14 protein-coding genes are annotated in these 14,753 nt (G+C 67.4%); 8 read left to right on the top strand and 6 right to left on the bottom strand.

Annotated features, from left to right (window positions below; translation table 11 throughout):
- Nucleotides 1-16: 16 nt before the first annotated feature.
- The gene (gene xerD, locus J2X70_RS11685) at nt 17-994 is read right to left on the bottom strand and encodes a site-specific tyrosine recombinase XerD (protein WP_025879354.1); all 978 of its coding nucleotides are present in this window, start codon (nt 992-994) and stop codon (nt 17-19) included.
- A 56-nt stretch (nt 995-1,050) separates the two neighbouring features.
- Between xerD and J2X70_RS11680 the strand changes: the two genes are divergently transcribed.
- Nucleotides 1,051-1,539, top strand: coding sequence for an RDD family protein (locus J2X70_RS11680; protein WP_025879355.1), 489 nt, complete (start codon nt 1,051-1,053; stop codon nt 1,537-1,539).
- Nucleotides 1,540-1,621: 82 nt separating this feature from the next.
- Here J2X70_RS11680 and lptG read toward each other — a convergent pair whose 3' ends face one another.
- Entirely contained in the window at nt 1,622-2,728 is a 1,107-nt protein-coding gene (lptG, locus tag J2X70_RS11675; protein ID WP_025879356.1) for an LPS export ABC transporter permease LptG, read from the bottom strand.
- Nucleotides 2,725-3,807 (bottom strand): LPS export ABC transporter permease LptF, encoded by a 1,083-nt coding sequence (lptF, locus tag J2X70_RS11670; protein ID WP_025879357.1) that lies wholly within the window; start codon nt 3,805-3,807, stop codon nt 2,725-2,727. Before lptF ends, lptG begins: the two co-directional genes overlap by 4 nt.
- 104 nt (nt 3,808-3,911) lie before the next feature.
- On the opposite strand from lptF, the gene J2X70_RS11665 reads away from it, so the two are divergent.
- From J2X70_RS11665 to J2X70_RS11645, 5 genes are all read left to right on the top strand, one after another.
- Nucleotides 3,912-5,390 carry a leucyl aminopeptidase gene (locus J2X70_RS11665; RefSeq protein WP_059065965.1) on the top strand — a complete coding sequence of 493 codons (1,479 nt, stop codon included), beginning with the start codon at nt 3,912-3,914 and terminating at the stop codon, nt 5,388-5,390.
- Between the two features lie 97 nt (nt 5,391-5,487).
- A complete protein-coding gene (locus J2X70_RS11660; protein ID WP_025879359.1) occupies nt 5,488-5,913 on the top strand; it encodes a DNA polymerase III subunit chi in 426 nt (141 codons plus the stop codon).
- Nucleotides 5,914-5,933: 20 nt separating this feature from the next.
- Nucleotides 5,934-6,125: a YqaE/Pmp3 family membrane protein gene (locus J2X70_RS11655; protein WP_025879360.1), complete on the top strand. Its 192-nt coding sequence runs from the start codon at nt 5,934-5,936 to the stop codon at nt 6,123-6,125.
- A gap of 34 nt (nt 6,126-6,159) precedes the next feature.
- The gene (locus J2X70_RS11650) at nt 6,160-9,003 is read left to right on the top strand and encodes a valine--tRNA ligase (protein ID WP_309910449.1); all 2,844 of its coding nucleotides are present in this window, start codon (nt 6,160-6,162) and stop codon (nt 9,001-9,003) included.
- A 129-nt stretch (nt 9,004-9,132) separates the two neighbouring features.
- Nucleotides 9,133-9,954: a DMT family transporter gene (locus J2X70_RS11645; protein WP_263930006.1), complete on the top strand. Its 822-nt coding sequence runs from the start codon at nt 9,133-9,135 to the stop codon at nt 9,952-9,954.
- Between the two features lie 58 nt (nt 9,955-10,012).
- Here J2X70_RS11645 and rimI read toward each other — a convergent pair whose 3' ends face one another.
- The 3 genes from rimI to pssA are packed head-to-tail and all read right to left on the bottom strand — an operon-like array spanning nt 10,013 to nt 11,795.
- The gene (gene rimI / locus J2X70_RS11640; RefSeq protein ID WP_032952160.1) at nt 10,013-10,510 is read right to left on the bottom strand and encodes a ribosomal protein S18-alanine N-acetyltransferase; all 498 of its coding nucleotides are present in this window, start codon (nt 10,508-10,510) and stop codon (nt 10,013-10,015) included.
- Nucleotides 10,507-11,019, bottom strand: coding sequence for a hypothetical protein (locus tag J2X70_RS11635; RefSeq protein ID WP_033830302.1), 513 nt, complete (start codon nt 11,017-11,019; stop codon nt 10,507-10,509). Before J2X70_RS11635 ends, rimI begins: the two co-directional genes overlap by 4 nt.
- The gene (gene pssA / locus J2X70_RS11630; RefSeq protein ID WP_025879365.1) at nt 11,016-11,795 is read right to left on the bottom strand and encodes a CDP-diacylglycerol--serine O-phosphatidyltransferase; all 780 of its coding nucleotides are present in this window, start codon (nt 11,793-11,795) and stop codon (nt 11,016-11,018) included. The genes J2X70_RS11635 and pssA overlap by 4 nt, the downstream gene beginning before the upstream one ends.
- A gap of 80 nt (nt 11,796-11,875) precedes the next feature.
- Here pssA and J2X70_RS11625 point away from each other — a divergent pair, with 80 nt between their 5' ends.
- On the top strand, nt 11,876-12,253 hold the full coding sequence (locus J2X70_RS11625; RefSeq protein WP_025879366.1) for a DUF4124 domain-containing protein: 378 nt from the start codon (nt 11,876-11,878) through the stop codon (nt 12,251-12,253).
- Between the two features lie 602 nt (nt 12,254-12,855).
- Nucleotides 12,856-14,559, top strand: a complete 1,704-nt coding sequence (locus J2X70_RS11620; RefSeq protein WP_025878494.1) for a proline--tRNA ligase — start codon at nt 12,856-12,858, stop codon at nt 14,557-14,559.
- Nucleotides 14,560-14,753 lie beyond the last annotated feature (194 nt).

Genomic DNA, 14,753 nt, shown 5'->3' with positions numbered 1-14,753 from the left:
GGGTTCAGCCGCGGGCTCAGCCGCGTGGATGATGGCGGGCGTGCAGTTTCTGCAGGTGTTCGCGTGCGACCAGCGTGTAGATCTGCGTGGTGGACAGCGAGCTGTGGCCCAGCAGCATCTGCAGCGCGCGCAGGTCGGCGCCACGGTTCAGCAGGTGGGTAGCGAAACTGTGCCGCAGGCCATGCGGACTGATCCGCGCCGGGTCGATACCGGCCACCGCCGCATAGCGCTTGACCAGGTGCCAGAACGCCTGGCGGGTCAAGCCATGCAGCGCCGGTTCGATGAACAGCGGCGTCTGCCCGTCGGCCAGCGCCTGCACCTTGCCCTTCCCCACCAGCTGCGGTCGCGACTGCTGCAGGTAGCGTTCCAGCCAGTACTGCGACTCCTCGCCCAGCGGCACCAGGCGTTCCTTGCTGCCCTTGCCGGTCACCCGCAGCACGCCCTGGCGCAGGTTCACCGCGGTGGCGGGCAACAGCACCAGCTCGCTCACCCGCAGCCCGGCGGCATACATCAGCTCCAGCATGGCGCGGTCGCGCAGGCCGAGCGGACTGTCGATATCCGGTGCCGCCAGCAGCGCGTCGATCTGGCTCTCTGCCAGTGCCTTGGGCAGCAGCCGTGGCAGCTTCGGCGGGTCCAGCAGTGCGCTGGGATCCTCGCTGCGTTCGCCACGCCGCACGGCATCGGCAAAGAACGCGCGCAGCGCCGACAGCAACCGCGCGTTGCTGCGCGGCGACCAGTTGTGGCGGGTGCGCCAAGCCAGGTAATCGAACAGACCGGCACGTTCAATACCGGCCAGACCACCGTCGCGCCCGTCACACCAGCGCGCCAGGCCTTCAAGGTCGCGGCGATAGCTGTCCAGGGTGGCGCGGGCCAGACCGTGCTCGGCCCAGATCGCATCGAGGAAGCGCTGGATGCGCTGGCTGTCCTCGCCGCGCAGCTCGGGCAATTGCTGGACCAGCTGACGACGTTCGGCGGGGGTGGAAGTGACGGCCATGCGCGCAGGATACGAGGCCAACTGCGGGCACGGCCAGCATTGCGTATGCTCGGCACATGTCGAGCCCCGCCACCGATGCGGCCCACGTCGCCGCTGATACGCCCCGCCCGCGCGCGCTGCTGCTGTGGCGCCTGCTGGCGATGATCTATGACGCGCTGCCGGTGCTGGCCTTGTGGATGCTGGCCGGAACGGCCTTCACCCTGGCCTATACGTTCAGCGGCCATGCGCAGCGCGACAACATCGCGCCTTTCAGTGCCTGGCAATGGCTGTTGTGGGCGGTGTGCTGGGCCATGACCGGGTGGTATGCCACCGCCAGCTGGCGGCGCGGTGGGCAGACGCTGGGCATGCGCCCATGGCGCTTGAAGCTGGAATCACGCGATGGCACGCCGTTGCGACGCGGCCAGCTGTGGCTGCGCTTCGCGGTGGCCACGCTGTCGTTGCTGCTGGGCGGATTGGGCTTCTGGTGGGCCTTGGTGGATCGCCAGCGGCTGACCTGGCACGACCGCGCGAGTGCCACGCAGCTGCTGCGGATGCCAAAGCGCTGACCTGTCCTGGCAGCGCCGGGCCATGCCCGGCGGACGCGGGATATCGCACACCTTCGCCGGGCATGGCCCGGCGCTACCGGAATCAGCCCGATTTGCGCCGGAACAACAACCCGGACACGGCCAGCATCACGATCGGCGGCAGCGCGTAGGCAATGCGGTAGTCGAACTTGAGCGCACCGGCCATGCGGCCGAAGAACAGCTGCAGCAGCCAGAACGCCAGCGCGAACAGGATGCCCAGGAACAAGCGCTTGCCCATGCCGCCACTGCGCAGCGAACCGAACGCGAACGGCACCGCCGCCAGGCACAGCGCCAGCACATTCAACGGATAGAACCAGCGGCTCCAGTACACATCCTCGTAGTCGCGTGCATCCAGCCCGTTGCGCTCGCGGTAGGCGATGCTGGTGCTCAGCTCGGACACGCTGAGGTTGCGCGGCTTGGCGATGCCGGTGGCCAGGGCGCCGGCATCCAGCTTGGAATTCCACGGCTCACGGGCCGCTTCCTGGCGCGTTGCCGAGCGCTCGCCGAAGGTGTCACGGCGCACGCCGGTCAACACCCAGCCATCCTTGTCATGCTCGGCGGTGGCCGCATGGGTCAGCGTACCGATCCGACCCTCTTCGTCGATCTTGTACAGGCGCACGTCACGCAGAATCAGCCGGGTGCCCTTGTCGCCGACCAGCTGCTCCTCGCCACTCTGTGCGTTGAGGAAGGTGTCACCCTCACGCGCCCACAGGCCGGAGTAACGCGCCACCGCCATGTCGGTGCCCCACTTGGCACTCATCTTCAGCGAATCGGCGCGGTTCTGGCCCCACGGCCCCAGGGTCTCGGCGCTGATCACCATCAGCCCGGTCAGCAGCGACAGGGCGATCGCCACCGACACGCTCAGGCGCTTGCGCGACAGGCCCAGCGCGCGCAGCGCCGTCAGCTCCGAGGTCGCGGCCAACTGGCCCAGGCCCATCAGCGCGCCGATCACCGCCGCGGTCGGGAACATCGTGTAGGCCCGGCGCGGCACGGTGTACAGCACCCAGGCGGCCGCATGGCCCAGCGAATAGCCGTTCTTGCCGATGTCCTTGAACTCACCGGAGAAGGCCATCAGCACGTCCAGGCCCACCAGCACTGCCCAGGTCAGCAGCACGGTACCCAGCACTGCCCGGCCCAGGTACAGATCGAAACGCATCGGTCGCAGCATCATGCGCGGGCTCCCTTCGGGCGGGCCATGCGGCCGTCACGCGCGTACATCCAGATCGCCAGTGCCAGCAGCGGCAGGGTCAGCCACCACAGGCCAAGCGCCGACGGAATCTGGCCATTGGCGATCCAGCCACTGCCGATGAACATCAGGTTGGTACCGACCATGTAGGCCATCAGGGCCAGCATCATCCGCCCATAGCGCTGCTGGCGCGGCGAACTGCGTCCCAGCGGCACGGTCAGCAGGGCAAAGGCCAGTGCGATCAGCGGCGGCGCCAGGCGACGGTGCAGCTGTGCCTGGGCCTCGGGGCGCTTGTCACCGAACAGCGCGGTGGTCGGCATCAGTTCGGGGTCATCACTCTTGCGGGCCTCACTGCCGTCGGGCAGCGCCACGTCGTTGCGGGCGAAGGTCGCCAGGCGGTAGTCCAGTGCGCCGGCCGCCGGCCCTTCCAGCTGGTGGCCATCATCCAGTTCGAGGAAACGCTGGCGGGCGCCTTCGAAGTACATGCGGCCGCTGGCGGCGGACACCACTTCAAGGCGATCCTCCTTCTGCCGCTGCAGGAACACGCGGCCCAGCTGGCTGCCATCGGGCGAGATCGAGGCGACATAGACCACCCCGCCATTGGGCAGCGGGGTGAACCGGCCCGGCTCCAGGCCGGCCATCAGCACGCTGCGGTTGGCGTCCTGCACCATCTGTTCGGCGGTGCGCCCGGCCCAGGGGCCGAGCCACAGCGAACAGGCGCCGACCACCGCGATCACCGGCAGCACCAGCATCAGCAGGGGCTTGAGCAGGCGCCGGGGGCCGACACCGATGGCGGTGATGACCGCCATTTCCGAGTCGCGGTAGAGGCGGGCGATGGCCAGCAGCAGGCCCAGCATCAGTGCCAGCGGCAGGATCAGCGGCATGTAGACGATGAACTGCAGGCCCAGTTGCGAGAACAGCAGCTTGGCCGGCAGCCGCCCGTCGGCGATGTTGCCGAGGATGTCCACCAGCACGCCGCCCACGCTGACCACCAGCAGGACGATCAGGGTAGCCAGGAAACTCTGGACGAAATCGCCCAATAGATAGCGGTCGAGCTTCAACATGGGGCGGTGGTTTAAACTCTCAGGTTCGTTCGCGGTGCCGCCCAGTCTAGCGTCTGGGCGTAAACGGTCCGCGATTGTACGGACTTGCCAATGGAATCTGCTCAATGGCTCTCGAATTCACCCTGAACCACCTCGCTGCGGCTTCGGCCGCCGTTGACTGCATCGTCGTCGGCGCCTATGCCGACCATACCCTGACTGCGTCCGCGCAGGCACTGGATGCTGCAAGCGGTGGCCGCCTGGCCGCCCTGGCCCAGCGCGGCGACCTGTCCGGCAAGACCGGCGCCACCACCCTGCTGCACGACCTGCCGGGCGTCACCGCCCCGCGCGTGCTGGTGGTCGGCCTCGGCGATGCCGCCCGCTTCGGCGTGCCGCAGTACCTGAAGGCGGTCGGCGATGCCGTGCGCGCGCTGAAGGCCGGCGCTGCCCGCAGCGCACTGTTCACCCTGTCCGAAGTGGCAGTGAAGGACCGCGACGCGGCCTGGGCGATCCGCCAGGCGGTGATCGCCGCCGACCACGCGGCCTACCGCTACACCGCCACCCTGGGCAAGAAGAAGGCCGACGATGCCGGCCTGGCCCAGCTGGCCATCGCCGGTGATGACGCACAGGCCCTGGCCCAGGGCCAAGCCATCGCCGCCGGTGTCGAGTTCGCCCGCGAGCTGGGCAACCTGCCGCCGAACTACTGCACCCCGGCCTATCTGGCTGAAGTGGGCGTGAAATTCGCCGGCGAGCATGACGGTGCCGAAGCCGAGATCCTCGACGAGACCCAGATGGAAGCGCTGGGCATGGGCTCGCTGCTGGCCGTGGCCCGTGGCTCGGCCAACCGCCCGCGCCTGGTCGTGCTGAAGTGGAGCAATGGCGGCGACGCCAAGCCCTACGTGCTGGTCGGCAAGGGCATCACCTTCGATACCGGTGGCGTCAACCTGAAGACCCAGGGCGGCATCGAAGAGATGAAGTACGACATGTGCGGTGGCGCCAACGTCATCGGCACCTTCGTCGCTGCGGTCAAGGCCAAGCTGCCGTTGAATCTTGTGGTGGTGGTCCCGGCGGTGGAAAACGCCATCGACGGCAATGCCTACCGTCCGTCCGACGTCATCACCTCGATGTCGGGCAAGACCATCGAAGTGGGCAACACCGACGCCGAAGGCCGCCTGATCCTGTGCGACGCACTGACCTACGCGCAGCGCTTCGAACCGCAGGCGCTGGTCGATGTGGCCACCCTGACCGGTGCCTGCATGGTCGCCCTCGGCCACCAGACCGCAGGCCTGATGAGCAAGCACGACGACCTGGCCAACGAACTGCTGGCCGCTGGCGAGCAGGTCTTCGACCGCGCCTGGCGCCTGCCGCTGTGGGACGAGTACCAGCCGATGCTGGATTCCAGCTTCGCCGACGTCTACAACATCGGCGGCCGCTGGGCCGGTGCCATTACCGCCGGCTGCTTCCTGTCGCGCTTCGCCGAAGGCCAGCGCTGGGCCCATCTGGACATCGCCGGCGTGGCCAGCGACGAAGGCAAGCGTGGCATGGCCACCGGCCGTCCGGTCGGCCTGCTGAGCCAGTGGTTGCTGGACCAGGTCGCCCGCGCCTGACGCTGTACCTGACCCTGGCCGGCAACCGCCGGCCGGGGCCTCGCCGGTCCAGCCGCTACCCGGCATGGATCGGCACCTGCCTCACCTGGATGCCGCCATGCCCCGCGCCGACTTCTACCTGATCGCCAAGCCCCGTTTCCTGACCGAGCCGTTGCGCCTGGTCTGCGAGCTGGCGCGCAAGGCCAACGACGCCGGGTTGTTCACCCTGGTCCTCGCCCGCGACCAGGCCCAGGCCGAAGAACTTGACGAACTTCTGTGGTCATTCGACGACGATGCCTACATTCCGCACCAGATCGTAGGTGAGGACGTGGACGAGGAAGAAGCCCTGGTGCTGATCGCCCCGCCCGGTGGCGAGGCCCCCGTGCGGCCGCTGGTGATCAACCTGCGCGACGAACCCTGGCTGGGCCAGTGCGAGCGCGTGCTGGAAGTGGTCCCGGCCGATCCGGAAGCGCGCGAACCACTGCGCGAGCGCTGGCGCCAGTACAAGACCGCCGGCTACGACCTGAACAAGCACGACATGTAAGCCCCCGCGAGAACCCCTTGATGCGCCTGCTGATCGCCCTGATTCTTCCCTGGCTGTCCTTTTTCACCATCGGCCGGCCGTTTGCCGGCATCGTCTGCCTGATCCTGCAGATCACCCTGATCGGCTGGCTGCCCGCCGCGATCTGGGCTGCCTATTCGGTCAGCCAGTACCACACCGACCAGAAGATCCGGCGCACCCTCGGGTCGCGCTGATCTCCCTTCCCGCCTTGATGACTGGTTCCCCCGCATGACCCAACTCGCCTCCAGCTACGACCCGAAGTCCTTCGAGACCGACCTCTACGAGGCCTGGGAGAAGGCCGGCCATTTCAAGCCGTCCGGCAAGGGCGAGCCATACACCATCCTGCTGCCGCCGCCGAACGTGACCGGCACCCTGCACATGGGCCATGCCTTCCAGCAGACCCTGATGGATGCGCTGGTGCGCTACCACCGCATGCGCGGCTACGACACGCTGTGGCAGGTCGGTACCGACCACGCCGGCATCGCCACCGAGATGGTGGTCAGCCGCAACCTGGCGCTGGAAGGCAATGGCGAGACCCGCGATTCGCTGGGCCGCGAGGGCTTCATCGGCAAGGTGTGGGAATGGAAGCAGCAGTCCGGTGACATCATCGAACGGCAGATGCGCCGCCTGGGCACGTCTGCCGACTGGTCGCGCAGCACCTTCACCATGGACCCGCAGCCGTCCGAAGCGGTGATCGAAGCCTTCGTGCGCTGGCATGAGCAGGGCCTGATCTACCGTGGCCAGCGCCTGGTCAACTGGGATCCGGTGCTGAAGACGGCGATCTCGGACCTGGAAGTGGAGAGCGCCGAGGAAGAGGGTTTCCTGTGGTCGATCGCCTACCAGCTGGATGAAGGCCTGAGCTACGAGCACGTCGAGCGCGATGCCGACGGCGTCGAGACCCTGCGCGAAACCCGCGATTACCTGGTGGTCGCCACCACCCGCCCGGAAACCCTGCTGGGCGACACCGCAGTGATGGTGCATCCGGAAGACGAGCGTTACCTGCACCTGATCGGCAAGAGCGTGGTGCTGCCGCTGACCGGCCGCCGCGTGCCGGTGATCGCTGATGACTACGTGGACCGTGCGTTCGGTACCGGCGTGGTCAAGGTCACCCCGGCGCATGACTTCAACGATTACCAGGTGGGCGTGCGCCACAGCCTGCCGATGATCAACCTGTTCACGCCGGTGGCCGCGATCAACGACAACGCGCCGGAACGTTTCCAGGGGCTTGACCGTTACGACGCGCGCAAGGCCGTGCTGGCTGAACTGGAAGACCTGGGCATCCTGGTCGAGACCAAGGCACACAAGCTGCAGGTGCCGCGCGGCGACCGTACCGGCCAGGTGATCGAGCCGTACCTGACCGACCAGTGGTTCGTGAAGATGGACGAACTGGCCAAGCGTGGCCTGGAGCTGGTCGAGAACGGCAGCATCTCCTTCGTGCCGCCGAACTGGATCAACACCTACCGCCACTGGATGACCAACATCCAGGATTGGTGCATCAGCCGCCAGCTGTGGTGGGGCCACCGCATTCCCGCATGGTTCGATGCCGCCACCGGCAGCTGCTACGTCGGCCGCAGCGAAGACGAGGTGCGGGCGAAAAACAATCTCGGCAGCGACGTCGTGCTGAGCCAGGAAAGCGACGTGCTGGAGACCTGGTTCTCCTCGCAGCTGTGGCCGTTCTCCACCCTGGGCTGGCCGAACGAGCAAGCGATGGCCGAGCGCGGTTTCGACCGCTACCTGCCGTCGTCGGTGCTGATCACCGGCTTCGACATCATCTTCTTCTGGGTGGCGCGCATGATCATGGCCACCGACAACCTGACCGGGAAGATCCCGTTCAAGGACGTCTACTTCACCGGCCTGATCCGCGACGGCCAGGGCCAGAAGATGTCCAAGAGCAAGGGCAACGTGCTCGACCCGCTGGACATCATCGACGGCATCACCATCGATGACCTGGTGGCCAAGCGCACCGGCGGGCTGATGCAGCCGCGCATGGTCGAGAAGATCGAGAAGGCCACGCGCAAGGAGTTCCCGGACGGCATCGCCGCCCATGGTGCCGATGCGCTGCGTTTCACCATCGCCGCGCTGGCCACCCATGGCCGCGACATCAAGTTCGACATGAACCGCGCCGAGGGCTACAAGAATTTCTGCAACAAGCTGTGGAACGCCAGCCGCTTCACTCTGATGAACACCGAAGGTGCAGCGTTCACCGGTGCGCCAACGCCGCGGACCGACGCCGAGCGCTGGATCCTCTCGCGCCTGGCCGCCACCACCGCCGAGGCACAGGGCCATTTCGCCGCCTATCGCTTCGACCTGCTGGCGCAGTGCCTGTACGAGTTCGCGTGGAACGCGTTCTGCGACTGGTTCCTGGAGCTGAGCAAGCCGGCATTGAACGGCGCCGATGCCGCCGACGCCGACAGCACCCGCCACACCCTGCTGTACGTGCTGGAAGCGCTGCTGCGCCTGCTGCACCCGCTGACCCCGTTCATCACCGAACAGCTGTGGCAGCAGCTGGCACCGCGCCTGGGCCTGGCCGAAACCACGCTGTCACTGCGCCCGTACCCGACCGCCGCCGAATTCGAGGGCGATTTCACCCAGGCCGAGGCCGACGTGGAATGGTTGAAGGCAGTGATCAGTGCGGTGCGCCGCGTGCGCAGCGAGCTGAACGTCGCCCCGTCCAGGCTGGTGCCGCTGCGCCTGCTGGCCGGCCAGGAACATGCCGGGCAGAGCCAAGACCGCGCGCGCATCGAGCGCTTCAGCGCTTCGCTGTCGTTCCTGCTGAAGCTGGACAGCATCCAGTGGCTGGCCGATGCACAGAGTGCGCCGCCGGCCGCCGCCGCGATCGTCGGTGAGCTGAAGCTGCTGGTGCCGCTGGAAGGCCTGGTTGATCTCGATGCCGAGCGCGCGCGCCTGGACAAGGAGATCAAGCGCGTGGAAGGCGAACAGGAGAAGAGCGAGACCAAGCTGGCCAAGTTCTCCGACAAGGTTCCGCCGGCGGTGATCGAGCAGGAACGCGTGCGCCTGGTCGACTGGAACAACCAGCTGGCCGGCCTGCGCGAACAGCGCGCGAAGCTGTAGCGCCGCCCGGGTAGGTGCGGACCTTGGTCCGCACCGCTGTGATGTGCCAACCCAGGTTGGCACCTGCCATGCAAAACGATGTGCCGACCAAGGTCGGCACCCACCCCTGTCTTTTGGCATCATCGCTTGATGCCGCTTTCCATCTTCCTGCTGGTCCTCGCCGCCGCCGCACTGCACGCCAGCTGGAACGCGATCGTCAAACGCGGGCCGGACAAGTTCCTCGGCACGGTGCTGGTCACCGGCAGCGCTGCGCTGTTGTCTGCGCTCGTCTTGCCGTGGCTACCCTTCCCCGCCGCAGAAAGCTGGCCGTGGCTGGGCGCTTCGGTGCTGCTGCAGGTGACGTATTACGCGTTGGTCGCACGCTGCTACCAACAGGTCGACATGAGCCTGGCGTATCCGATGATGCGTGGTTGCGCGCCCATCCTCGTTGCGCTGGCCGGCGCCGTGCTCGGCGAACGCCTGCCGCCGTCGGCCTGGCTCGGTGTCCTCCTGGTGAGTGGCGGCATCCTGTGCATGGCCCGCGGCGCACGTGGCGGCCAGCTGCGGCTGCCGTTGCTGACGGCGGCGATGATCGCCACCTACACCCTGGTCGATGCGCAGGGCGCGCGACTGTCCGGCAATGCGCTGAGCTACACGTTGTGGCTGTTCCTGCTGTCGGGCATTCCGTTGCCGTTGTGGGCGCTGCATCGGCAGCGCGGCAAGCTGCTGGCGTATGCGCGCCAGCACTGGCCGCTGGGCGTGGCCGGCGGCATCGGTACCACCGCCTCGTATGCGATGGCGCTGTGGGCGATGACCCAGGTGCCGGTGGCAATGGTGTCGGCGCTGCGCGAATCGTCGATCCTGTTCGCGCTGCTGATCTCGGTGTTCCTGCTGCGCGAGCGGGTACCGCGTGCACGCTGGGTGGCGGCCGCGCTGATCGTCGGCGGTGTGCTGGCACTGCGGCTGGCGTAAACAACGCATCGGTAGCGCCGGGCCATGCCCGCCGAGCGCAGCGGCCACGCGACGCCCATTACAGCGGCGGCATTGTCTCCAGCTCGCCGTCCACCAGCTCGATCGCCATCACCAGCGCATCTTCGCGCCCCTGCGCAGCAGGGTAGTAGCGGGGGCGCCGGCCGATCTCGTTGAAGCCTTCGCTGTGATACAGCGCCAGCGCCGGGGTATTGGACGGACGCACTTCCAGGAACACCCGCTGCGCGCCTCGATCACCGGCCAGGCGGACCAGCGCACGCAGCAGCTGGCGGCCGAGCCCACGCGACTGCACCAGCGGATCGATGCAGATGTTCAGCACATGTGCTTCATCGGCAGCAAGGCTGAGCACGCCATAGCCGATCAACAGGCCATCGCGCTCCATGGCCAGGCCGGGGTAACCGGCACGCAGGCAATCCAGGAAAATGCCGCGGGTCCAGGGATAGGGATAGCCACGCACTTCGATGGCCATCACCGCGTTGAGATCGCTCTCGCGCAGCGCACGCAGCGCCACCGGCCCGGGCTGGCTGACCGCACTCATGCGGTTCCGCCCTTGCGCAGCGCGCGCAGCTGCGGCCACAACGCGCGCTTGGCTGCGGGGTCGCGACGCAGTTGCTCCAGCGGCCAGCTGTCCATCAGTGCCTGGGTGGCGGGGTCGTTGGGATTGCAGCCCGAGGCACGCAACAGCGCGATCTGCAGGCGGTCAGGCAGGCGCACCAGCGGCTGGCGCGCGTTGCCGGTGGGCAGCGGACGGGCCGCAGCCGGGACGGTGTCCGGCGCCGCTACCGGCACGGCAGTGCGTGGTGGCGCGCGCTCGAGCCGAGGCTCCGGCGCCGCACCGCGCTGGCTGGGTGCGTGCTGCATCGAAGGTGGAGCCGCGCGCGTCGCCTCGACCGGCACGGGTGCCGACGCTGCGGCTTCAGCCACGCTCAGCTGCAGTGCCGCGTCCATTTCGGCGGCCAACTGGCCGTCGTGATAGACGGTGTAGCCCATGGCCTGCAGCCACGCCTGCTGGGCCGGGGACCACAACACGGGCAGGTCCTGGCTCACGCCGCCTCGGGCTTCTTGCGCAGGCGCTGCACGCCCCACATCACCGGGCCTGACAGGGCGTACAGGATGCCGACGACGAACAGCACGCGGGGCAGGTCGATCACCGCGATGGCGATGGCGATCGGCACCAGTGCCAGCACCAGGAACGGGACACGGTCCGAGCGCGCGCCCTGCTTGGCCGCGCCGCCCTTGAAGCTCCAGAAGCGGATGCGGCTGACCATCAACAGTGCGGCGACCAGGGTCACCGCCAACGCCACGAAGCGCAGCTCGTTGCCGTTCCAGCCCAGCGTGCCATCGGCGAAGGCCCAGACGAAGGACATCATCAGGCCGGCGGCAGCCGGACTGGCCAGGCCAACGAACCAGCGCTTGTCGACAACGGCCACCTGGGTATTGAAGCGCGCCAGGCGCAGCGCCGCGCAGGCGGCGTACAGGAACGCCACCGCCCAGCCGAGGCGACCGACCAGCTCACCGTCGTATTTCAGTTCCGACAGGGACCAGTGATACATCACCAGTGCGGGCGCCATGCCGAAGCTGACCAGATCGGCCAGCGAGTCGTACTGCACGCCGAACTCGCTGCTGGTGCCGGTCAGGCGCGCGACACGGCCATCGAGGCCATCCATCACCGCCGCCACGAACACGGCGATGCTGGCGTTGACGAAATCCCCGTTGGCCGCGGCGATGATGGCGTAGAAACCAGAGAACAGCCCAGCCGTGGTGAACAGGTTGGGCAGCAGGTAAATCGTGCGCGAGCGCGGCGGCGGTGTGATCGGGTCCATGGAATCCAGTTTAATCGACTTGCCAGCGGTCGGCGCCAATGCTGCAATCGGCGTTCTACGCCCATTCTGCGGAGTTTGCCATGCGTGCCCTGTCCTGCCTGGGTTGCCTGCTGCTGTTGGCCAGTACCACTGCGCTGGCCGGCCCTGTCTACAAGTGGAAGGATGCCAAGGGCGTGACCCAGTATTCGGAAACGCCGCCGGCCGGGGCAAAGTATGAGACGCGTGCCCAAGCCAGGACAGCGGCGACGGACGCGGCCCCCGAGCCTGCCGCCGCGCCGGTGCCGGAACAATGCAGCACCGCCCGCGCCAACGTGACGCTGCTGGAAGGCACCGGCCCGGTGATGCAGGACACCGATGGCGATGGCAAGGCCGATACCGCGCTTACCCCGGAACAGCGCAGCGCGCAGAAGGGCCTGGCCGAGGCGGCGATCAAGGCGTACTGCCCTCCGGCGGGTTGAGGGGGGATCGGCCGGGCGGCGCCCGGCACCCGCCGAATCAACGTCAACGTCAACGTCAAAAGCGGGCATTCCGTGGGATGACGGGGCGGTGTCGGATTGCGGGGACGCCGTAAACCCATCCGTGGGGGCTTGGCAGCCGCATCCATGCGGCTGACACCCCGCAATCCGACACCGCCCCGTCTTCGACAGTTTCCCGGTGGCCAGTAGATCCACGCCATGCGTGGATGTTCTACGTTCAATTGTCGAAATATTCGATTTCGACGGAGATTCATACACGCATGGCGTGGATCTACGCGTCGACCAAGGTCGACACCCACCAAGAGCAGGCCATGCCATCCCGACAGATTGCGGAGATCTGTCGAAGGCGGGGTGGGTCCGGTTGCGGGGGTGTCCGCGGCATGGATGCCGCGGCCAAGCCCCCACGGATGGGTTTACGGCGTCCCCCGCAACCGGACCCACCCCGCCATCCCACAGCAACCCCGCTGTTGCCGTTGCCGTTGCTCCAGCCGTTGCCTCTGCGGGTGCCGGGCGCCGCCCGGCCGATACCCCTCCCCCGGCCGGGCTGGCAGAATAGGTATCTCTGCCGTAATCCGAAGCCGACGATGCGCCTCTCCCAGTTCCACCTGCACACCACCAAGGAAACCCCCAGCGACGCCGAGCTGACCAGCCACCGGCTGATGCTGCGCGCGGGCATGATCCGCAAGCTCGCATCCGGCCTGTACACCTGGTCGCCGCTGGGCCTGCGCGTGCTGCGCAAGGTCGAACGCATCGTCCGCGAGGAAATGGACCGCGCCGGTGCCGTGGAATTCCAGATCCCGACCATCCAGCCGAAGGAACTGTGGGAGCAGACCGGCCGCTGGCAGAAATTCGGCCCGCAGCTGCTGAAGATCAAGGACCGCAAGGAACAGACCTTCTGCTACAGCCCCACCGCCGAGGAAGCGGCCTGCGATTTCGCGCGCAGCGAACTGTCCAGCTACAAGCAGCTGCCGGTGAATTTCTACCAGATCCAGACCAAGTTCCGCGACGAGATCCGCCCGCGCTTCGGTGTCATGCGCGCGCGCGAGTTCCTGATGAAGGACGCCTACTCGTTCCACCTGCACGACGAAGACCTCGTGCGTGAGTACGAAAACATGAAGGTGGCCTACAGCCGCATCTTCACCCGCCTGGGCCTGGACTTCCGCATGGTGCAGGCCGATTCCGGCGCAATCGGCGGTGACGCCTCGCAGGAATTCCACGTGATCGCCGACTCCGGTGAGGACGCGCTGGTCTTCTCCACCGGTTCGGACTACGCGGCCAACATGGAAGCGGCCATCGCCGCCGATCCGGCCGCGCGTGCTGCGGCCAGCGAAGCGCTGCGCAAGGTCGAGACCCCGACCCAGAAGACCTGCGAAGACGTCGCCGCGCTGCTGGGCATCGATCTGCAGCGTACGGTGAAGTCGGTGGCGCTGATCGCCGGCGAAGGCGAGGCACAGCAGTTCGTGCTGGCGCTGGTGCGTGGCGACCACGAGGTCAACGAAATCAAGCTGGGCAAGGTTGCTGGCCTGGACGAGCAGCGTTTTGCCAGCGAAGCAGAGATCGCCGAATACCTCGGCAGCGTGCCGGGCTTCCTTGGTCCGGTCGCCCCGGCCAAGCCGATCCGCGTGGTCGCCGATCGCGAAGTGGCGGCGATGTCCGACTTCGTCGTCGGTGCCAATGAGGCCGGTTTCCATCTGGCCGGCGTCAACTGGGGCCGCGACCTGGCCGAACCGGAAGTGGCCGATATCCGCAACGTGCGCGCCGGTGATCGTGCGCTGGACGGCGGCGAACTGAAAATCGCCCGCGGCATCGAAGTCGGCCACGTGTTCCAGCTGGGCCGCACCTATGCGAAGGCGCTCGATGCCACCGTGCTGGACGAGAATGGCAAGGCCGCGGTAATGACGATGGGCTGCTACGGCATCGGTATTTCGCGTGTTGTCGCCGCAGCCATCGAGCAGAACCACGATGACGCCGGCATCATCTGGCCCGACGCGATGGCGCCGTGGCAGGTGGTGGTCTGCGTGATCAATCCGAAGGGCGACGCAGGCGTGGCCGATGCAGCTGCAGCTCTGCTGCAGGAGCTGCGCGATGCCGGCCTGGATGCCGCACTGGACGACCGCGGCCTGCGCCCGGGCGCGATGTTTGCCGACATGGAACTGATCGGCATCCCGCACCGCGTGGTGGTCAGCGAGCGCGGCCTGGCCGCAGGCACCTTCGAGTACCGCTCGCGTCGCGCAGCCGAAGCGGAGAGCCTGGACAAGGCCACCCTGCTGCAGCGCCTGCAGGGCTGATCGGAAAAAGACCGGGGTATACCCCGGTCTTTTTTTTTGCGGCTGGCCGCCCCGGGAAAACCGCAACGGACATAATCCGGTCAAAATGGTCGCAACCGGGCCAGCCAGCCGACAGACGGTGACCGCAACTGTTTGTGCTGGGATTAATTCCTCATTACTCTGTCCTGCGACGCCACGGACCGGCTCGTCCCTGT

Origin of the sequence: Stenotrophomonas sp. 1337, from assembly GCF_031455455.1 — a bacterium.
GTDB classification, from domain to species: Bacteria; Pseudomonadota; Gammaproteobacteria; order Xanthomonadales; family Xanthomonadaceae; genus Stenotrophomonas; species Stenotrophomonas indicatrix.
Note: the sequence above shows the minus strand (reverse complement) of the source record. Positions and strands in the feature narration are given on the sequence as shown.